Here is a 20,527-nt window from a genome sequence, read left to right on the forward strand (position 1 = left end):
CCGAACACTAGTTTGTGCAGAGCTATGGCTTTAGGTAACCTTCTAAACAGTTTAGGTGCAAAGGCAGATGCTAATCTTATATCACAGATTGGAGGATTAACCCGTCAAGGCATCAGCATGCATGGCCTGTCACAAGCAGCATCATATTATGGAATACAACTAACAGGATTAAAAGTTGATTCTGGTCAACTAAAACCCAACGACATCGTACTCCTAAACATTAATGGAAACAATCATTATGCTCTAATCCTCGGAAAACTTGGTAATAATTATATCATACAGGATCCGTTCCTGGGAACAGTAATCATGAGCCAAGAACAGTTTAATAAGTATTATACAGGCAACGCACTAACCACAAATCCAAACGGAAGAGGAACACCTCTAAGCATAGAAGAAATGAAAAACTTGTTTGGTGCTGGTTTAAAAGAGGCATATGAGTATTCAAAGGGGATGAGTAAGCTTCCTTTTTATGTAGTTAATCCTATAGGTTCTTATATAGGAGATTATACTGCACAGAAAACATATGAGGCCACTCAAAAGGCTTGGCAGACAGGTAACTTCTGGGATTTCTGGGATTACACTTTTCTAACTATTCCTGGCTATAAAAATTGGGATGGATGGGGCGTAGGAAACATCAAAGCTTTACTTGACTTTGGATTAGGAATAGATGAAAATGGTGACATGTCCATGGGAAACACCATAATTAACGTTGTATCACTAATCCCAATTGCAAGAGTAGCATCATGGGCAGGAAGAAGCATAAAAGGAGCAGGAATACTAGAAAAACTAGGACTAAACATAAACCTAGGAGACAATGCTTTAATAAACGGAATTAAACAATTCGCAGGAGATATAGGTAATAAATTTAAATTAAATGAATTTGATACTTGGAAGAATCTTGTTTCAGGAGTTAGTAGTGTTGTTTTTCCTAATCCTGTTGGCTGGTTTACTGGTACGCTTGAGTTTGGGGCTAAATTAACTAAAAATGAAAATTTGATTAGTACTGCGAAATATTTAAATGATTTCCAACTTAAACGAGGCATAGGTGACCTTGGAGGGTTTATTTCAGACCCTATAGGAAAACTAAAAGATGGTTATTTTAAAACAGGGAAACTTTTAAATGATAATATTAATTACATTAAAGAAAAAACAACGCAACTGATGAATTCAGCCAATCAGGCATATGAGGCAACAAAAAATACATTAATAGGAGAATATCAAAAAGCTAAATCCCAAGGACTCAATAATTATATAAAAACAGAAGCACCTAAATATATAACTAAAATCAAAAATAACCCGACTGTTCAAGCAATAATAAAACATCCCCTAACTCAAAAAGCAATAGGATATGGTAAAACACTTATCAAGTATGGAAAAACAGCATACAACACACTTAAATCCGTGGGCAACACAATATACAATGGAATTAAATCAATAGGAACAACAATCTACAATGGAGTCCAATCACTAGGAAACACAATTTATAATGGTGTAACAAACTTATTCCGGTGGTAGGAGATAAAAACATGTTTTTAAAAGAAAAACCAGCCCCAGAAGTAGCAGAAAAAGTACTAAAAGACTTCAGTAATATTGAAGGACTAAAAGAAGTCGTGGAAGGTATATTAAGTTTACCTGATTCATGGGTTTATGAGAAGTTGGTTCATGATAGGGAAAATATTCCTCTTTTTAAATCAGGAGGTTATGATAAACCTTCTGATCTTGTTAAACTAGTATCAAAAAATATGAGTAAATTCCCTTTAAATATACCTTTTGCGCCGTTATTAACTGCAAAATACATTTTAATAGTCTATGCTTTCATGATGGATTTATACATCATTAGAATAAAAAGAGACTTAACCACAATAGATTTAGACAAAATATGCTATGGTGAAATGGCTGCAAGAATACTTTTAATGCTTGAAGAGTTCGATTCAAACCAAAAAACACCCCAACCAACTAAAGAATTCTTTAAAAGGTTAGGTAAGATTAAATGGAATGATAAAAAAACAAAAAAACTCTTTAATGACCTTTTTGAAATAAGGTATATGTCTGTATTTAATAAATGGAAAGGTGCCAATGGACAAACACCAATCTTCACAAATACTGAAAATGCTTTTTTGAAGCTTTTGTCGGGTTGCAGTGCTGTGGTTGAGAGTAGAGATAAAATAAACACTTTTGATATTATTAGGGCACATAGAACATATTTAAAGTTAATTAATACGGATATTAGTAAGTTAATGTGAATTAAAAGTTATATCTTAGATGGATGTGTTTAATGGTGAATGTTAGGAAAGTTATTGCAATTGTTGTGGCTGTTTTAGTTTTTATTTTACTGTTTAGTGGTATAGCTATTGGTGTTCAGGCTGTTTGGCCAGGCTATAGTTTTAGTGACCATCCATTAGAGCGGTTAATATTATTAGGATTCGTGTTTTTTGCAACAGCAATAACATACAACATAATAAAAGGCAAAGAACCAGAACAGGAACATGAAATTAAAGAAAAAAAAGATAAGATTTCAAGCAAATGAAATCAGCCAAAAATTAAAAGAAAAAAGGATGTATTGTTCAAATTGTGGTGTAATGAATGTATTGGAAGCTAGTTTCTGTCAAAACTGTGGGAAGGAGTTAAAACCAAATTCACCAGAATAAAAACCATCCTACTCAATCTAAAAAGAGAGTCAAAATAATAAATAATTCTATTTTTTTTTATTTCAATTCTATTTTTTTTTAAATTCACTGTTTTAAACTTATTTTAAATCATAAATTTTATTAATTCAAAGTTTAAATTTAAAGAAGTATAAAATAAATTAATGAAATAACAGTGTTAATAAAGACCTTAAAAGCGGTTTTTTATAAAAATAATTTTTATAAATTCTTATCAAAATATTAAATTGATTTAGAAAATTAAATTTTATGGTTTAAGGCGTGTTAAAAATGAAATGGCATAACTTGAGTGTAGAAGAAACATTAAAAAAGCTGAAATCTAATGCAGATAACGGTTTAAATACAGAAGAAGCCAAAAAACGTAACCTTGAATATGGGCTGAATGAATTAGTAGAAAAAAAGAAATCTGGACCAATCACCCTTTTTCTAAGCCAGTTTAAGGAAATACTTATAATTATATTAATAATAGCAGCAATTGCAGCCTATTATGTGGGAGATGCAATTGATGCCATCGTTATTCTCGTTGTAGTTATAATAAATGCTGTTGTTGGATTCATACAGGAATATCGTGCCGAAAAGGCCATGGAAAAACTTAAAGGATTAATTTCCAGTGAAGCAGTAGTGATCAGGGACGGTAAAAAACAAAAAATACTTGCAAGTCAGCTTACACTGGGAGATATAGTTGTAATCGAAGAAGGAGACAATATACCTGCAGATTTAAGGATAATAAAAAGTATTGATTTAAAAGTTGATGAATCTGCCCTTACTGGAGAGTCACTTCCTGCTGAAAAAGATTCAGAAATTGTTGAAGGTGATGAAGACACACAAAATCTTGCTTTTATGGAAACTGACGTGTCTTTAGGTCGGGGAAAGGGTATTGTAATAGCTATAGGCATGAAAACTGCTATAGGAAAAATAGCAGAGATGATACAGGAAGACGATGAAGAAACACCCTTACATCAAAAAATATCAACATTAGGGAAAAATCTGGGAATTCTTGCAATAGCTGTTTGTTCATTAGTGTTTGCCCTGCAATATCTACAGGGAACTCCAATTGTTGAAACATTCCTTACTGCAATTTCATTAGCAGTTGCAGCTGTTCCAGAGGGGCTTCCTGCAATTTTAACTTTGACTCTTGCTCTTGGAATGCAAAGAATGGCAAAAAGCAATGCAATTGTTAGAAAACTTCTTGCAGTAGAGACTTTAGGTTCATGTAATGTTATATGCACTGATAAAACCGGTACTCTAACTAAAAACAGGATGACTGTGAGAGAAACTCGTATAACTGCTCCAGAAAAGGCGTTTGAAATATCTGCATTATGTAATAATGCTAGTCTAAATGAAGGGAAAATTATAGGCGATCCTACAGATGGAGCCATGTTACTTTTTGCAGAAGAAAATGGATATTCAAAATCAGAGCTTGAAAAAAGGTATCCTCGAATTATGGAAATTCCACTGGATAGTGTTAGAAAAAGAATGACCACTGTAAACGAGATGGGTGGAGATAAGTATGTTCTAGTTAAAGGAGCTCCAGAAATAGTTTTAAATAAATGTTTGTGGATTGAAAAGGGTGAAAGGATTCAAAAAATCACTAAACAAGATAAAGAATCCATACTAAATGATTTAAAAGGTATGACCCATGCTACTCTTCGTGTTCTTGCTTTAGCCTATAAAAAAATTCCTTATGAAGAAAGTAAATTTGATGAATTAGATAAAGATAAATTAGAAGAAAATTTAGTGTTTGTTGGTTTAGCAGGGATGATGGATCCTCCGAGGGCCGAAGCTAAAGAAGCTGTGGCCATATGTACCAAAGCAGGTATTAAGGTTGTAATGATAACTGGAGATCATGAAGATACTGCAGCAGCCATCGCAAAGGAGATTGGAATTCTTACAGATGGTAAAGTTCTCACCGGTCCTCATCTAGATAAGCTCACTGATGCCGAATTTGAAAGGATTGTGGAAGATGTTCAAGTTTATGCCAGGGTTTTCCCTGAACAGAAGGTCAGAATTGTAGAAGCACTTAAAGAAAAGGGAAATGTCACATCTATGACTGGAGATGGTGTAAACGATGCCCCTGCCCTTAAAAAAGCCGCAATTGGAGTGGCCATGGGTAGCGGTACTGATGTTGCTAAAGAATCCGCAGACATGCTCCTTCAAGACGATAACTTCGCCACCATTGTTAAAGCAGTTAAAGAAGGACGTACCATATTCGATAATATCAGAAGATTTGTTAGATTCCAACTTTCAACAAACATAGGCGCCATACTTACAATTACATCTTCATCAATTATAGGGCTTCCTGTGCCTTTTAACCCCATTCAGATACTTTGGATAAATATTATTATGGATGGACCCCCTGCACAGTCTCTGGGTGTTGAGCCGCCTGAAAAGAATGTTATGGATCGTCCGCCAATAAAAGAAGAGATAATTCCAAGGAAAAATCTGATTAAGATAGCTCTTGCCGGAGTTGTGATGACCATAGGAACACTTTTACTTTATTATTATGAGTTAATAAGTGGAGTTGGTGCTTTAAAAGCCACCAGTGTGGCATTTACGGTCTTTGTTATGTATCAGATATTCAACGTGTTTAATTGCAGGTCAGAAAAGAGTCTTAAAAATATTTCAAATAAGTTTCTGGTTATAGCCATTTCTATATCCTTACTCCTCCAATTAGCAGTTTTATATATTCCATTCCTCCAAGGAATCTTTAGAACAACTGCGTTATCTGCTTTTGATTGGGTTTTAATTTTAATTGTTGCAAGCACTATAATTATAAGTGATTGGCTTGCTGAGAGGTTTATAAAATGAATGTTATGGTAATGGCAGGCACAAAGGATGCTGCCAATATCATAAAAAAACTCAGTGAAGTTAAAGAAGTTAACATATTAGCAACAACAACCACAGATTACGGCGGAAATATTGTAAAATCAGCTGGTGCTGATGAAATAATCTCTAAAGGCCTAAATAATGACGAATTAGTTGAAATAATTAAAGAAAAAAATATAAATGTCCTGGTTGATTCTACACATCCCTTTGCATCCCAAGCAACATTAAACGCCATTGATGCTTCAAAAAGTGTTGGAATTAAATATATTCGGTTTGAAAGGCCTTCAATAGATATTGTTGAAGATCCTTTAATTCATAAGGTTTTTTCTTTCCATGAAGCATCTGCCAAGGCTTTGGAATTAACAAATGGTCGAGTTCTTCATCTTGCAGGTGTTTCAACGTTAAAACCTGTAATTGGAAAAATTGATCCTTCACTTGTTTTTGCGAGGGTTCTTCCCTCGGTAGATTCTATTCAACAATGTCTTGATCTTGGATTAAAACCGGAAAATATAATTGCAATGCAGGGAACTTTCTCTAAAAAATTCAATAAAGCTTTGATGAAAGAATATGATATATCTCTCATTATAACTAAAGAAAGTGGAGAGATTGGGGGGACTTTATCTAAAATAAGCGGCGCTCTTGAACTTGGAATTCACATAGTACTAGTTACTCGTCCAAAAATCTCAGAACTTAGCAATAAAAATGTTTTCACAGATTTAGATGAAATAATTAGTTTTATATTAAAATCAGATGATTAAATTGAAAAACATTTGAATTAATTTTTGATCTTCAATATTCTCATTTAGATATTCTAAAGTAAATTAAGCTGCATAATCCTTCAATTTATTAGTAAAAGTATAAAATACAATAAAAAGATAAAATAAAACATTAAGTAAAATACGGTTAAATATTATTTGAGATGTTATAATGGATAAAAATATAGATTATGTACTATTTGCGGCTATTTTTGCAGTAGGTTTGCTTATTGGCTTTTCAATTAATGGAGGTTCTCATTATTTTACAGGAACACTTGCTGTAAATGACAATCTTAATCAAACTTATGTAAATGCCATTGATGATGCTACAATTGCCGAAAATAGCGAAATTGATTCTCATTTGACTCCTATTACTGAAAACAACTCTAATTTAATCTGGCAAGGAAATGGTAGTGATAAACGGGTTTTAGTCGTTGTATGGACAAAATATAATTCCAGCTATCCTGTTGGAAAAAATATAACTAATTCATGGGGAGAAACATGGGTTACAGTTGCACCAGAAATAAAAAATTTCTTTAAAGCTCATTCAGTTTCTAAACAGTATCTCAAATTAAGGGTTGCACAACTTTTAGGTTTACCTCCAGATTCAAAGAATGATTATTTTGCAGAAATCTGGGTAAAGCCACAGGATCTATTCAGACCATCACCAGACAATGAAATCAATGATACAACTGCACAACTGGATTTCCCAAGTTCAATTGACCCTGCTTACAAGAAATGGTTCAATGACAACATAATATCATCATATTTCCCTAAAAAATATCCCTGGACAAGATTAGGATATACATATGACTGGGGTAACCCCTACTCTCATGTAGGTTTAAGCGAATTTGTACTAAAGAATAATTCACAGATCACAGTGAAATCAGTGCAAACAACAAATGATTACTTTGCTTCTTAAAATAAATAGAGATATTCATATTAATAAAAGTGCAAAATATTAAATCAAAAAGGAGTTGTAAAATTGAAATCTACTGTATTCTATTATTCACGGACTGGAAAAACTGCAATTGCAGCAAAAACTCTTGCAGAAAAGATAGAAGGGGATTTAATTGAAATTAAAGACTTAAAAAATAGGATGGGAATTTTAGGATGGTTACGATCTGCTTTTGATGCAAGGGGAGATAAATTGACCCAAATAGAGCCTGAAACTCTAGACATATCTAATTATGACACTATATGCATTGGAACACCTGTTTGGGCAGGAAAACCTGCGCCCGCAGTACGTAGTGCAGTTCAAAACTTTGAAATTACTGGAAAAGATGTAATTCTCTTTGTAACTCTTAGTGGATCGAAACCTGAAGGTGCACTTGCTTCTATGCAAAAAATTATTGAAGATAATGGTGGTAATGTAATTAAAACCATAGCCATCGAAAACAGTGGCAAAAAAAGTGATAACGAAATAATAAATGAAATAAAAGAAATGAAAATATAATATTTTACATAATAACTACTTTTATTTATGAGATTAAGTAATTTAATCCAATTAAAATAAAAATTTTCTTTTATATTTTTTATTATCCCTATTATATTTATTGAATAAATTCATATAATTAAATCTACTAACATTTTTCAATAAATTTTATATGGTGGATAAATGGACTCAGATAATATCTTTAAACCCTATGAAGAAATAAAAAACGATTTAAAATTCATTACTTCTTCAGATATCAGGACTAAAATTATTATCAGCTTAAAAGAGAGACCAAAAAAATTAGGGGAACTTAAAAATGAGGTTCAAACAAATGCTTCTGCAATTTTACACAATATGGGCCAGTTAGAAAATAAAAAGTTGATAATCAAAGAATTTCAAGATTATTCATTGTCACAAACAGGGGAAATAACTGCCATTAATCTTATTAACCTGGTAAAAGCCATTTACCTCCTTAAAAATAATAAAGATTACTTGCTGAATCATGACCTAAAAGAGATTCCAATAAGTTTACTTGACGAAATCGAATGTTTAGAGCATCTTAAAATAACAAATTCACCTATTGATATTATATTAAATACATATTCTGGCCGAATAGCCGAATCTAAATATATAAAATGTATTATTCCAGTTTCAGGCATTATAAATGAATTTATTAGCGATATTTTGCATCAAAATATAAATTCCAACCTTATTTTTGCAAAAAATGATTTAGAAGATACATCTCCACAAATAAATCTTAAAACACCCTCAATAGTAAATAAAAAAAGTAATTTAAAGTTTGCCATACATAATAATTTAAAATTAACTTTAATTCTCACAGATAACTTTTTATTATTAAATCTACCTGAAATAAATGGAAGAAATGATTCTAAAACAAATTTAGTATGTCAAAGTGAGGACGCTATTTGCTGGGGAAATAAACTGTTTGACTATTATCTAAAAAAAAGCGAAGAAATTAAATAATCATAAAAAAAGTTTTTATCTGCTTTCTAAAAGGATTACTTCAATTTCGCTTTCTTCTGGAATCATTTCCACATTTTTTGGGATTTCAAAATAACCATCAGCCTCAGCAATAGCAGTTATTGCACCAGAATCTTTAAGTATAGGATGTGCCGTCCCCTTTTCTATTTTAACAAGGACAAATTGATGCCTTCCCCTTGAAGAGTGATATCTCTTCGAAATTTTAAGTTTCAATACATCTGACTTTTTATGAGAATCTAAAAATGCCATTTTTCTTAAAAATGGGGCCACAAATACATGGAATACTGTTAATGCTGCTGCAGGATATCCTGGAAGTCCGAAAATAGGTTTATCTTTGACTATTCCCACAATAGTAGGCTTACCTGGTTTTACAGCAATTCCATGGACAAATATTTCTCCAATATCGTCTAAAACAACTTTAAGAACATCTCCCCCACCTGCAGATGTTCCGCCAGATGTTATAATAACATCAGCATCTAAGTGTTCCTTAATATTATTTTTAATATCATTATAATCGTCTTTTGAAATTCCTGAGTATATAGGAATACATCCACATGATTTTACGGCGTTTGCAATGGTTTGAGAATTTATATCATATATTTTACCATATTCCATCTCTTCATCATAATTTATTATCTCATTTCCAGTGGATATAATGACTACTTTAGGTTTTTTAAAAACAAGTACTTCTCCAATGCCTATAGCTGCTAAAACTCCTATTTTATCATGCGTAAGTAAAATTCCTGAGTTTAAAAGAGGATCATTCTTTTGGATATCTGAACCTTTATAAGCGATATGCTGTCCAACAGTAGCTCCTTTATTAATATATACATTATCCCCTTCTTTTTCAGTAAATTCCACCATAACAACGCCATCTGCACCTTCAGGGGTCGGAGCACCAGTATTAACTTCAATACAAGTTCCTTTTTCTACTTTTTTTGTTGCCACTTCACCGGCAAGTATTATTTCGATGCATTTTAGCTTTGCTGGTTTATCCTCAGATGCCCTAAATGTATCCTCTGCTTTTACAGCATATCCATCCCTTGATACTCGGTTAAAAGGTGGAAGATCGATTTTAGCTCTGATATCTTCTGCTAACACTCTTCTATGGGCTTCTTTTAGTGGTATTCTTTCAGTTTTTCTTTTAATTGGAATATTTTTTATTATATCCTTCACATCATTATGATCCATTATTTTTAAAAACTCTGTACCCATTTTAAATCACTTTTAACGTTGAATTCATTTAATAACTGAAATTATGTTTTATAATCATCAAGTTGATATTTAATTAATTTTTAAATTTTTTCTATAATTTAATTATTGACTAGTTTTATAAAAAAACATCACTATTTTAAAATTTAAAAAAAGTATTGATTTAAATTAAATAGATATATATGTCATTAACTCAATTCATTGACTCAATTAATTGTTTTGATTTTCCTATAAAAAACGACTAAAAATTTGAGTTAAAATAATTTATTTTTAATAATTTTGATTAGACTATTTTATATATTATAATCAACATATAACTGAGTAAGTTAAAATGATGATTATTTTGCCAAGAAATTTGCTTGATTTTTCAAAAAACATTGCATAAATTCAGAATTTACTTGGTAATTATATATTTATCCTATTTATTACTATAAACTATAAAATCTTAAAAAATTTTTAATTGAAGGAGGAGAGTATTTGAGTAGAGGACATCAACAAGGAATGCATGAAATTAGAAGAGTAAGATCACCGAGAAAGGGAGAAATACCCGGCGTTGTGGAGCAGATATTTAGGTCATGGTAAATTAAGGGTAAGATGCGCTGATGGGATAACAAGACTTTCCAGAATCCCCGGAAAAATGAAAAAAAGGATATGGATAAGGGAAGGAGACGTAGTTCTCATAAAACCATGGGATTTCCAAAGCGATGAAAAAGCCGATGTTATATGGAGATACACAAGAACAGAAGCAAACTGGCTCGAACGTAGAGGTTATCTTAACTTATAATTCTTTAAATGGATTTTAAAATCATTATATTGATTTTAACATTTAAAGCGTTTGAATGCTTTTAGTATTTTAATTTTATTAAATAGTTCAATATATAAAAAAAGCGCTGTGAGTTGTAATGGATTCTAAAATATCAAAGGCAGATGATATTTTACAGAAAATGTTATCTGAAAAAAGACTTAAAGGCGTGGAAGATAGACGAGTTGGAAGCGAAGTATTTGATTCAATTACTCTTAAAACTCTTTATAAACTCTCAAATTCCGGATACATCCATCGTCTTAATGGAGCCATAAGTACAGGGAAGGAAGCCAATGTATTTAAAGGCATGGATGAAAATGATAAATTTGTAGCAGTTAAAATATACAGGGTTACAACATCTGATTTTAAGAAAATGCAGATATATATCCAGGGAGATCCTCGATTCCATGTGCGAACAACCAATAAACGTCAGCTTGTGAATGCATGGGTTAATAAAGAATTTAGAAACCTTCAAAGAGCATGCGAAGCTGGAATTAAAGTTCCAAAGCCCATTGTGGCTAAAAATAATATTTTAGTAATGGAATTCATTGGGGATGAAGAAGGTAATGCTGCACTTCCCCTGAGACAATCAGATATCCAAAACCCAGAAGAAGTTATAAATAAAATAATATATTATATGAAACTTTTATATCAAGAAGCAGGACTTGTGCATGGTGATCTTTCAAGTTTCAACATTTTAATTCAAGATGATGAGCCTGTGATTATCGACATATCCCAGGGAATGACCCGAGACCATCCCATTTCTGAAGATCTCTTAAACAGAGATATAGACAATATTGTGAAAGATTCTAAAAAATTAGGCCTTAAAATAAGTGCTGAAGATATTAAAAGCAAAATTATTGATTTAAAATCATGATAAAACATTTTATAAGATATTAAAAATATTGAGGTGGAAATGTGCCAAACACTGAATATCTTAAGATTCCCCAAGAGAGAATAGGGGTCCTAATTGGAAAAGACGGCGTTACAAAAGAACATATCGAAAATATAACAAAAATTGGGCTGAATATTGAAAGTGAGACTGGTAGTGTCACTATTAGTCCTCGAGAAGACACAGAAGATCCTTTAGCTGTTTGGAAGGCCAGATTTATTGTAAAGGCAATAGGTAGAGGTTTTAGTCCTGAAATAGCGCTCCAGTTACTTGATGATGAAATTATTTTAGAAATAATCAATTTACCAGATTTTGTTGGAAAATCAAAAAAAGCAGTAATGAGACAGAAAGGAAGAATAATAGGTAGAGAAGGGCGAACAAAAGAAATAATTAAGGAAATGACCCATGTGGACATGTCTGTATATGGGAAGACCGTAGCACTTATTGGAGATATGGAAAGAATACAAATCGCCAAAGAAGCGGTTCAAATGATTTTAGACGGCGTTAGACACAAAAGTGTCTATGCATTTTTAGAAAGGAAAAAGCAAGAATTAAAAAGAAAAGAATTCCAGCATATTGTAATTAAAGAATAAAAAAGCATTTAATTAAATTATTTAATATCAAATGTAAAAACATTATATACTATCAGAAAATAAGGATTTAGAAGGAGGCTAACTTTGGAAAGTAACGTACCTTTGGAAATTGAAGCATCTGCCGAAAGAGAAGCATCAGAACTCTTTGAAGAGTTTAAAGAACTTACAGCATCTGAATTTTTCAGAAGAAATAAACAAATGCTTGGTTTTTCTGGTAAAATAAGGTCACTAACTATAGTTTTCCACGAATTAATCACCAACAGTCTCGACGCTGCTGAAGAAGCCGGAATTTTGCCAGAAATAACAATAGACCTTAAAAGAGTGGATAAAGATCACTATATCCTATACCACAAAGACAATGGGCCAGGTATACCTGAAGACTTCGTCACTAAAGTGTTTTGTACCATGTTTGCAGGTTCCAAATTCAGAAATATCCAATCAAGAGGACAACAAGGATTAGGTTGTAGTGGATGTGTTTTATTATCTCAAATGACCACAGGAATGCCTGTAAAAATCACTTCAGGATATAAGCAGGGAGATAAAATAAAAGGGGTGGGAATGACAGTTAAAATGGATGTCAAAAAGAATCAAGGGCTTATATTGGACCGAAAAGAAATTGAACTTGATTCAACAGGTGTAAGTACAGAACTTCACTTTAAAGATGTTTCTTACTCATTAAGTGAGCAGGGAGCATTTGAATACATAAGAAGAACCATGATTGCAAACCCCCACGCTAAAATCATATTCAAAGACCCTACTGGCCAAAGATTCATATTCGATAGAGCAACAGACGAAATTCCCCCAATGCCCAAAGAAGTGCTTCCTCACCCAAAAGGAGTTACAGCAGATGATTTAATTTTCATGGCAAAGCATACTGATAAAAGAAGGTTTAGAAGTTTACTTACAAGTTCACTTTCAAGAATGTCAAATAAAAGAATTGATGAAATTGAAGAACTCACTGGAATTGATTTTAACAAGCGCCCCAAAGACATGAAATGGGAAGAAGCTGAAATTATCGTGGATTTATTCCAAAAAATGGACTTTATGGCTCCTCCAACCGCAGGATTAATCCCAATAGGTGAAGAACAGGTTGAAAAAGGTATGAGGGAAATATTAGAACCTGAATACGTTAAAACAATTACAAGAAAACCTAAAACTTACAAAGGAGGAGTATCCTTTGTAATAGAAGCAGGGATCGCCTATGGTGGAAAATCTGGAAGAGCAATTGGTGAGCAGAAAAAGGCAGAAATCATGCGTTTTGCGAATAGAGTTCCCCTAACATTTGATCAGGGAAGTTGTGGTATAACTGAAGCTTTAAAAAGCATAGATTGGAAGCGTTATGGTATTAAAGACCTTGAAAATGCCCCCATAACTGTGTTTGCAAATATTGTATCAACCCACGTGCCTTACCTATCTACAGGAAAGCAGAGTGTTGCTCCTGAAGAAGAAATTATGCAGGAAGTAAGACAGGCCACCATGAAAATTGCAAGAAGCTTACAAAAATACTTAAACGCCAAAAGAGCAGCTAAAGAAGAAGCAATGCGTTCAAAAATATTTGAAACATATGTTCCTGTGATATTAAAAGAAGCTGCATTGCTTGCAGAAGAAGATGTTCCAGAATATGAGGAAGTTTTAGCTAAAGTAACAAGGAAACCAAAGATCTTGGAGGAAATCAATGTTGAGTAGAAGAGATATTGCAATTAACAAGCTTAAAGGATTGGGACAGCAAATAATAGAAGATGTTAACAGTAGGAATGTCCCCTCCATTAAAGTACCTTCAAGAGGTACATCAAATCTGGTTTATGACGATGCCAAAAGATATTACGTCCTTGGAGACAGATACGGTCAAAGATCACTGGGTAATGTTAAACAGATAAAAAAAATAGCCCAAATGGTTTACATGGGTAATTTCTGTAAAGAACTCATAAGAACCAATAAAACGGCCACATTAAGGGAGCTTTATTATGTTTCAGAAGGATGGGAAGTTGATTTCGGCGACCAGCAGGAATCAAATATCGTTGGAGAAGACCTTGAAGTTACACTGGGAATGTCCAGGGAAGACCTTGGTTTAATGCCCGAAGAAGATGGAGCTTCAGTTTACGGTAATCTCATCCTCCAAGAAGATGATGTTGAAATTAACGCCATAAAATCCGGTAAATCCGGATATACCATCTCTCCAACTATTGATGATGTTGAATTTGTAGATCATGACGTGCAAAGAGTAATTGCAGTAGAAACAATGGGTATGTTCCACAGATTGGTTCAAGAAAAAGCTTATGATAAATTTGACACATTAATTGTCGGACTTAAGGGTCAAGCTGCAAGAGCAACAAGAAGATTCTTGAAGCGTGTGAATGAAGAGCTTAATTTACCTGTTTATATCTGTAACGACGGAGATCCATGGGGGTTCCACATTGCCATGGTTATAATCTCTGGAAGTGCAAAGCTTGCTCACGTAAACCATGACCTTGCAACACCTGATGCCAAGTTTTTAGGTGTTACAGCAAGTGATATAATCAATTATGACCTTCCAACCGATCCCCTAAAGGACATTGATGTTCTTCGTTTAAAGGAGCTTAGTAAGGATCCTCGTTACAGGGATGAAAACTGGCAAATGGAAATTAAGAAAATGCTTAAAATAGGGAAAAAAGCAGAACAGCAGTCTTTTTCAAAGTATGGTCTTGAATATGTCGTAGATACATATTTACCTGAAAAATTAGATGCAATGTAAACATTTTTTAGGTTTTTAGGAAACTTAGTATAAGTTTCCAATTTTTTTTATTTTTTTTAAAATATTTTCAATAATTTAATCAACCTATCAACTATCAAATTTATATCCAATAACTCCTAATCAAATTTATATAATCAAAAGATTCAAGGAGACATTCACAGATGCCAGTGTCAGATAAGTTTGAAAGACCAATCATTTCCCTTAGGATTTCAATTACCAATCGTTGCAACGTTAAATGTTTTTACTGTCATCACGATGGAATAATTCCTCAAAGCTACGAAATGAATTCTGATGAAATCTTTAAAGCTGCAAAAGTCGCTGCAGATATTGGAGTTCAAAAAATAAGGCTTTCTGGAGGAGAACCATTAATACGAGACGATATTGTTGAAATTGTTGAAAAAATATCCTCCCTAAACTTTAAAGATATATCTTTAACCACCAATGGAACTCTTCTTGGAAACTATGCCGAATCTTTGAAAGCTGCAGGCCTAACTCGTGTAAATGTGAGCTTTGACACTCTAAATCCAGAAACATACAAGTTCATAACTAAAAGGGATTATATTGAAAATGCCAAAGAAGGAATCCAGAAAGCTTCAGAAGTTGGACTTTATCCGGTTAAAGTTAATATGGTAGTTATGAAAGGAATAAACCATGAGGAAATATGGGACATGTTCCAGTTTTGTAAAGAAAACAATGCTGTTTTACAGCTTATAGAACTCTTAAAAACAGATAATTGCCATGATACTGAATTTTTTGATGAATATCATTATGAAATGGAAGAATTAGAAGAAGAATTAACTAAAATTGCAGATAACGTTAAAACAAGACAGTTTATGCAGGATAGAAAAAAATATTTCGTTGATGAAGGGGAAATTGAGGTTGTAAAACCTATGGACAACACCCAATTCTGTAAAAACTGCACAAGACTTAGAATAACGCCTGATGGAAAAATAAAACCATGTCTACTTCGAAATGACAACTTGGTTGATTTATTAGAACCTATGAGGAACGGTTATTCAGATGAAGAACTTAAAGAACTATTTTTAAACGCTATTGAAAATAGAAAACCGTTTTACGATGATAAATGCTAAATTTCAAGCTGAAAGATATTATCTAACTCCAAAATACATACTATTTTAATTAACACATCTATTATCCAAATATAAAATCCAATAATATTTTATAATGTCATAAATATATCTAAATATACAAATTGGTGTTTTTTATGTTAAGACTCGTACTTGAAGAGATAGCAACACATATAAAATGTATAGATGTTGATGATGAGACCATTTTGCTAATGGAAAAATATCTAATTGATGCTGAAAAGGTATTTATATGTGGTTTTGGAGAATCAGAGCTTGTTGGGAAATCTTTTGCCTCAAGACTTAGTGAAATTCGCAGGGATGTTTATGTTGTAAGTGACACCATAGTTCCTGAAATAAATGAAGGAAATATACTTATAGCTATATCTGGATCTGGAGAAACTGAACCTACTTTAACTATAACCAAAAAAGCACGTGAAATTGGCGCTAAAATTATATCTATAACATCTTTTAATCTTTCGCCACTTGCTCAGATATCAGACCTTGTAATTGAAATACCGGGCAGAATTAAAGCAAAAACCAAAAATTATATAGAAAGACAAGTAGCGGGTGAATATGAGCCATTAACACCTTTTGGAACTTTATTTGAGATATCTACACGGATATTTCTTGAAGGTATCATTGCAGAACTTGCAAATAAGGAGGATAATTTATGAAATCTGTGGGAATAAATGGATACGGAACAATCGGTAAAAGAGTAGCAGATGCTGTTTCTGCGCAGGACGATATGAAAATTGTGGGTGTAACAAAGCGAAGCCCTGATTATGAAGCCAGAATGGCTGTTGAAAGAGGTTATGATCTTTATATAAGTGTTCCTGAAAGAGAAAGCTCCTTTGAAGAAGCAGGTATCAAAGTAAGTGGTACTGCCGAAGAACTATTTGAAAAACTTGATATTGTAGTTGACTGTACTCCAGAAGGTATTGGTGCTCAAAATAAAGAACAAATCTATGAAAAAATAGGATTAAAAGCAATATTTGAAGGTGGAGAAAAACACGATGCAATAGGACTCTCATTTAACTCATTCTCAAACTATAAAGATGTTATAGGAAAAGATTATGCAAGAGTAGTCTCCTGTAACACTACTGGGCTTTGTAGGACTCTTAAACCAATAGATGACCTCTGTGGAATTAAAAAAGTAAGAGCTGTTATGGTAAGAAGAGGTGCCGACCCAAGACAAGTTAAAAAAGGACCAATTAACGCTATAGTTCCTAATCCACCAACTGTACCTTCTCACCACGGCCCTGATGTTCAAACAGTTATGTATAACCTTGATATAACCACAATTGCTTTACTGGTGCCTACAACATTAATGCACCAACATAATTTAATGGTTGAACTGGAATCAACTCCAACCATTGATGAAATAAAAGATAAATTAAACAACACTCCAAGAGTTCTTTTACTTAAAGCAAGTGAAGGATTGGGCTCAACTGCCGAGTTTATGGAATATGCCAAAGAATTAGGTCGTTCAAGAAACGATTTATTCGAAATCGGCGTTTGGGAAGAATCATTAAATATTGTAGATGGAGAATTATATTACATGCAAGCTATTCACCAAGAATCAGACGTTGTTCCTGAAAATGTGGATGCAATAAGAGCCATGCTTGAAATAGAAGATAATCCATCAAAATCTATTGAAAAAACTAATAAAGCTATGGGAATTCTTTAATTTAGAGATTAAATCCATAACTTTCTATTTTTATTTTATTTTGAATAAATTTATAAATGAAAATACAAAGAATATAATAGTTTATATCTCCTTTTAAATATGTAGTATTTATTGAGAGTGAATATTACCTTTAGATTAGTTATATTAATTTAGCTTATAAAAGCCTATGAAAAGAAATTAAGACACCACAGTGATATAAAATGATAAAAGAACTTGTAATTTCAATGCGTCCCAAGCAGTGGTACAAAAATTTAGTTATATTCTTAGGAATTGTGTTTTCATTAAATCTTTTAAATTTTGATCTATGGATTGATGTAATTGCCGGATTTGCAGTTTTCTGCGTGCTTTCAGGTAGTCTTTACATATTAAATGATATTATTGATATTGAAAAGGATAAAAAACATCCTAAAAAACGTTCCAGGCCCCTTGCATCAGGTAAGTTGAAAAAAAGCCATGCATTATTATTTGCTTTAATATTTATTGTTCTGACTTTTGTAGTAGCCTATCTAATCAATATAATGTTTTTAGGTGCTGCCATAACCTTCTTCATACTGATACTGGTTTATTCTGTGTTTTTAAAACATATCGTTATCGTAGATATAATGGTACTCTCTTCAGGCTTTGTTATAAGGGCTATTGCAGGATGTCTGGCAATTAGCGTGACTATTTCACCATGGCTTATAATCGGTACGTTCCTTATTGCACTATTTTTAGCAATTGGTAAACGAAGACACGAATTAGTCCTATTAGGGGCAGATGCAGGAGATCACAGGCAAATTTTAGATGGTTATTCCACTGAAATGCTTGATCAGATGATTAACATAACAACCAGTGCTTTAATCATGTCTTACGCCCTTTATACATTTTTTACAGGTAAAATATATATAATGCTTACCATCCCATTTGCATTTTACGGTCTTTTCCGTTACATATATCTTGTACATGCTAAAAATTTTGGTGGAGAGCCCGAAATGCTGTTTAAAGATAAAGGGATGCTATTGAGCATGGTTTTATGGGTAATTTTAGTTGTAATCGTGCTTTATGGAAGTACAATATTCCATTTGTTAGGAGTAATCTAAAGTGATGGATAAATTTAATTTAAGCTCTTTTAACCCAAGAAACAGTGATCTCATCATTTCAGCAGTTTTAACATTATTAATAGTGATAACAAGGCTTCCTTTTGTAAGTAAATATCTATATGAATGGGATTCTGTAAATTACGCTATTGGATTTGAAAATTTTAACATTTTAAATCATCAGCCCCACCCTCCAGGCTATATATTTTATGTGTACTTAGGGAGAGGCATAAACACATTTTTTAATGACCCTAATAACACGATGATATTTATAAGCATTTTATTCAGTGTTCTAACAGTTTTATTAATCTATTTCCTTGCTAAACAGATGTTTTCAAGGCAAATTGCTATTATTGCATCGATATTACTTGTGTTTAACCCGTTATTCTGGTATTACGGAGAAATAGCCACTATTTATCCCAGTGAAGCGTTCTTTGCAACACTTATCGCCTACATGTCTTACATGGTTTTTAAGGGAAACGAAAAATATTTCTACCCCTCAGCCCTAGTTTTAGGTCTTGCAGGCGGATTTAGACAGGACTTAATCATTTTTATGTTCCCATTATGGTTTTTCTGCCTATTTTATAATAAAAGAGAACCATTACGATTATTAAAAGCCATCTTAGTCCTTATACCTTCTGTTTTAGTGTGGTTTATTCCCACAATTATCTTGTCAGGAGGTTACGAACAGTACTCTCAAGCTTCAGCAACATTATATAAAATGTGCTTCCCTCGAACCTCCCTATTATTCGGATCAAGCATAGCTAACCGACTTTCAGACCTTGGAGCATTTACCGCGTGGACAGGGCTGGCACTAACATTTGCAGGCATAATCATTATGGCATTATTCCATAAATACGTAGAAAAAGGCCCTTTACATTTATTTAAAGAAAATATGAGAGATTACAGAGTCATGTTCCTTGTACTATGGTTTTTACCTGCATCCATTATATATCTATTAATACATTTAGCAAAACCTGGTTATATGCTTGTATTTGTACCTGCATTAGCTATAGTTATAGCGTGTTTTGTTAAAGGGTTAGCTTATGGTTTAAATAATAAAATTGGGCGTTACTCTCCAAAAAAATGGATTTCAATAATTTTAGTTGCAGTTATACTGTTTAATACCGCATATTTTGCTATTCCATATAATCAAAATGAAGAAAAACTTTGGGAAACACCTCTTGGTAGTTTAAATCCTTTTGAAGGAATATTATGGGGAATAGATACTTCATTAATTTATAATAATCAAAAAATTGTCTCAAATGACCATAATACACAAATTTATCTTGATTCTATATCCCAAGTACCCGGTTCTAATTCAAACAACACAATAATAGTTATGGGTGAAATTAGCAGAGTTAATGAAGGATTCAACTGGAGGAAAGCCATGTATTACTTGCCAAACTATCCAATTTACTATTTAATAGAAGCAGATAACTATATTGTTTCTCCGTGGTACGGTGAAAACCATACTAATATCTGGTTAGATTCCAATATATTTAAAATTCCAGTGAATAAGTCCACAGAGAAGATAATATGGATAATCAGCAATGAATCAGCATATTTCTCCCAAATAACATCACAAATTCCTATAAAAACCATTAATTTAGCTAATGGCCAGAAAATATACTATTCCGACATTAAAGACCAGAAAATAAATAACAATGAACTGGTTTTCAACGGACCTAAACAAGCTTAGAATATGACCCACTAATTCTTAATTAGTTAATTATAATAAAAATATTGTATAATACGTTTAAAA

The 20,527-nt window shown here is 32.7% G+C and carries 18 protein-coding genes and 1 pseudogene; 18 read left to right on the plus strand and 1 reads right to left on the minus strand.

Annotation, left to right across the window (positions count from 1 at the left end):
* The first annotated feature begins 24 nt into the window (after window positions 1-24).
* From HZC47_04605 to HZC47_04640, 8 genes are all read left to right on the plus strand, one after another.
* A complete protein-coding gene (locus HZC47_04605; GenBank protein ID MBI5680158.1) occupies window positions 25-1,515 on the plus strand; it encodes a hypothetical protein in 1,491 nt (496 codons plus the stop codon).
* A gap of 11 nt (window positions 1,516-1,526) precedes the next feature.
* Entirely contained in the window at window positions 1,527-2,243 is a 717-nt protein-coding gene (locus HZC47_04610; GenBank protein MBI5680159.1) for a hypothetical protein, read from the plus strand.
* Window positions 2,244-2,275: 32 nt separating this feature from the next.
* A complete protein-coding gene (locus tag HZC47_04615; GenBank protein ID MBI5680160.1) occupies window positions 2,276-2,527 on the plus strand; it encodes a hypothetical protein in 252 nt (83 codons plus the stop codon).
* Between the two features lie 406 nt (window positions 2,528-2,933).
* On the plus strand, window positions 2,934-5,471 hold the full coding sequence (locus HZC47_04620; protein MBI5680161.1) for a calcium-transporting P-type ATPase, PMR1-type: 2,538 nt from the start codon (window positions 2,934-2,936) through the stop codon (window positions 5,469-5,471).
* On the plus strand, window positions 5,468-6,247 hold the full coding sequence (cobK, locus tag HZC47_04625; GenBank protein ID MBI5680162.1) for a precorrin-6A reductase: 780 nt from the start codon (window positions 5,468-5,470) through the stop codon (window positions 6,245-6,247). The genes HZC47_04620 and cobK overlap by 4 nt, the downstream gene beginning before the upstream one ends.
* 169 nt (window positions 6,248-6,416) lie before the next feature.
* A complete protein-coding gene (locus HZC47_04630) occupies window positions 6,417-7,166 on the plus strand; it encodes a hypothetical protein (protein ID MBI5680163.1) in 750 nt (249 codons plus the stop codon).
* 63 nt (window positions 7,167-7,229) lie between these two features.
* Window positions 7,230-7,700, plus strand: coding sequence for a flavodoxin (locus HZC47_04635; GenBank protein ID MBI5680164.1), 471 nt, complete (start codon window positions 7,230-7,232; stop codon window positions 7,698-7,700).
* Between the two features lie 162 nt (window positions 7,701-7,862).
* Complete coding sequence (locus HZC47_04640; protein MBI5680165.1) at window positions 7,863-8,663, plus strand: DUF1724 domain-containing protein; 801 nt, start codon at window positions 7,863-7,865, stop codon at window positions 8,661-8,663.
* A 15-nt stretch (window positions 8,664-8,678) separates the two neighbouring features.
* On the opposite strand, the gene HZC47_04645 is transcribed toward HZC47_04640, so the two are convergent.
* Window positions 8,679-9,896 carry a molybdopterin molybdenumtransferase MoeA gene (locus HZC47_04645; protein ID MBI5680166.1) on the minus strand — a complete coding sequence of 406 codons (1,218 nt, stop codon included), beginning with the start codon at window positions 9,894-9,896 and terminating at the stop codon, window positions 8,679-8,681.
* A 498-nt stretch (window positions 9,897-10,394) separates the two neighbouring features.
* On the opposite strand from HZC47_04645, the pseudogene eif1A reads away from it, so the two are divergent.
* The 10 genes and pseudogenes from eif1A to HZC47_04695 all read left to right on the plus strand — a co-directional run bounded on the left by eif1A (window position 10,395) and on the right by HZC47_04695 (window position 20,464).
* Window positions 10,395-10,677: pseudogene (gene eif1A / locus HZC47_04650) on the plus strand (translation initiation factor eIF-1A).
* Between the two features lie 118 nt (window positions 10,678-10,795).
* Window positions 10,796-11,572: a serine protein kinase RIO gene (locus HZC47_04655; protein MBI5680167.1), complete on the plus strand. Its 777-nt coding sequence runs from the start codon at window positions 10,796-10,798 to the stop codon at window positions 11,570-11,572.
* Between the two features lie 41 nt (window positions 11,573-11,613).
* Complete coding sequence (locus HZC47_04660; protein MBI5680168.1) at window positions 11,614-12,180, plus strand: RNA-processing protein; 567 nt, start codon at window positions 11,614-11,616, stop codon at window positions 12,178-12,180.
* Window positions 12,181-12,288: 108 nt separating this feature from the next.
* Entirely contained in the window at window positions 12,289-13,866 is a 1,578-nt protein-coding gene (gene top6B, locus HZC47_04665; GenBank protein MBI5680169.1) for a DNA topoisomerase VI subunit B, read from the plus strand.
* Entirely contained in the window at window positions 13,856-14,911 is a 1,056-nt protein-coding gene (locus tag HZC47_04670; protein ID MBI5680170.1) for a DNA topoisomerase IV subunit A, read from the plus strand. Before top6B ends, HZC47_04670 begins: the two co-directional genes overlap by 11 nt.
* A 161-nt stretch (window positions 14,912-15,072) precedes the next feature.
* The gene (gene moaA, locus HZC47_04675; GenBank protein MBI5680171.1) at window positions 15,073-16,002 is read left to right on the plus strand and encodes a GTP 3',8-cyclase MoaA; all 930 of its coding nucleotides are present in this window, start codon (window positions 15,073-15,075) and stop codon (window positions 16,000-16,002) included.
* A 134-nt stretch (window positions 16,003-16,136) separates the two neighbouring features.
* Entirely contained in the window at window positions 16,137-16,673 is a 537-nt protein-coding gene (locus HZC47_04680; GenBank protein ID MBI5680172.1) for an SIS domain-containing protein, read from the plus strand.
* Window positions 16,670-17,686, plus strand: coding sequence for a phosphorylating glyceraldehyde-3-phosphate dehydrogenase (locus tag HZC47_04685; GenBank protein MBI5680173.1), 1,017 nt, complete (start codon window positions 16,670-16,672; stop codon window positions 17,684-17,686). The genes HZC47_04680 and HZC47_04685 overlap by 4 nt, the downstream gene beginning before the upstream one ends.
* A 200-nt stretch (window positions 17,687-17,886) precedes the next feature.
* Window positions 17,887-18,765, plus strand: coding sequence for a decaprenyl-phosphate phosphoribosyltransferase (locus tag HZC47_04690; protein MBI5680174.1), 879 nt, complete (start codon window positions 17,887-17,889; stop codon window positions 18,763-18,765).
* A gap of 1 nt (window position 18,766) precedes the next feature.
* Complete coding sequence (locus tag HZC47_04695; protein ID MBI5680175.1) at window positions 18,767-20,464, plus strand: glycosyltransferase family 39 protein; 1,698 nt, start codon at window positions 18,767-18,769, stop codon at window positions 20,462-20,464.
* Window positions 20,465-20,527 lie beyond the last annotated feature (63 nt).

Origin of the sequence: Methanobacterium sp., from assembly GCA_016222945.1 — an archaeon.
GTDB lineage: Archaea > Methanobacteriota > Methanobacteria > Methanobacteriales > Methanobacteriaceae > Methanobacterium_D.

Bases quoted from the DNA above. Each gene is read 5' to 3' on its own strand.
- HZC47_04615 (MBI5680160.1), top strand. From the start codon at position 2,276: ATGGTGAATGTTAGGAAAGTTATTGCAATTGTTGTGGCTGTTTTAGTT.
- HZC47_04605 (MBI5680158.1), top strand. From the start codon at position 25: ATGGCTTTAGGTAACCTTCTAAACAGTTTAGGTGCAAAGGCAGATGCT.
- HZC47_04655 (MBI5680167.1), top strand. From the start codon at position 10,796: ATGGATTCTAAAATATCAAAGGCAGATGATATTTTACAGAAAATGTTA.
- HZC47_04680 (MBI5680172.1), top strand. From the start codon at position 16,137: ATGTTAAGACTCGTACTTGAAGAGATAGCAACACATATAAAATGTATA.
- HZC47_04670 (MBI5680170.1), top strand. From the start codon at position 13,856: ATGTTGAGTAGAAGAGATATTGCAATTAACAAGCTTAAAGGATTGGGA.
- cobK (MBI5680162.1), top strand. From the start codon at position 5,468: ATGAATGTTATGGTAATGGCAGGCACAAAGGATGCTGCCAATATCATA.
- HZC47_04640 (MBI5680165.1), top strand. From the start codon at position 7,863: ATGGACTCAGATAATATCTTTAAACCCTATGAAGAAATAAAAAACGAT.
- HZC47_04630 (MBI5680163.1), top strand. From the start codon at position 6,417: ATGGATAAAAATATAGATTATGTACTATTTGCGGCTATTTTTGCAGTA.
- HZC47_04610 (MBI5680159.1), top strand. From the start codon at position 1,527: ATGTTTTTAAAAGAAAAACCAGCCCCAGAAGTAGCAGAAAAAGTACTA.
- HZC47_04685 (MBI5680173.1), top strand. From the start codon at position 16,670: ATGAAATCTGTGGGAATAAATGGATACGGAACAATCGGTAAAAGAGTA.
- HZC47_04645 (MBI5680166.1), bottom strand. From the start codon at position 9,896: ATGGGTACAGAGTTTTTAAAAATAATGGATCATAATGATGTGAAGGAT.
- HZC47_04620 (MBI5680161.1), top strand. From the start codon at position 2,934: ATGAAATGGCATAACTTGAGTGTAGAAGAAACATTAAAAAAGCTGAAA.
- moaA (MBI5680171.1), top strand. From the start codon at position 15,073: ATGCCAGTGTCAGATAAGTTTGAAAGACCAATCATTTCCCTTAGGATT.
- HZC47_04690 (MBI5680174.1), top strand. From the start codon at position 17,887: ATGATAAAAGAACTTGTAATTTCAATGCGTCCCAAGCAGTGGTACAAA.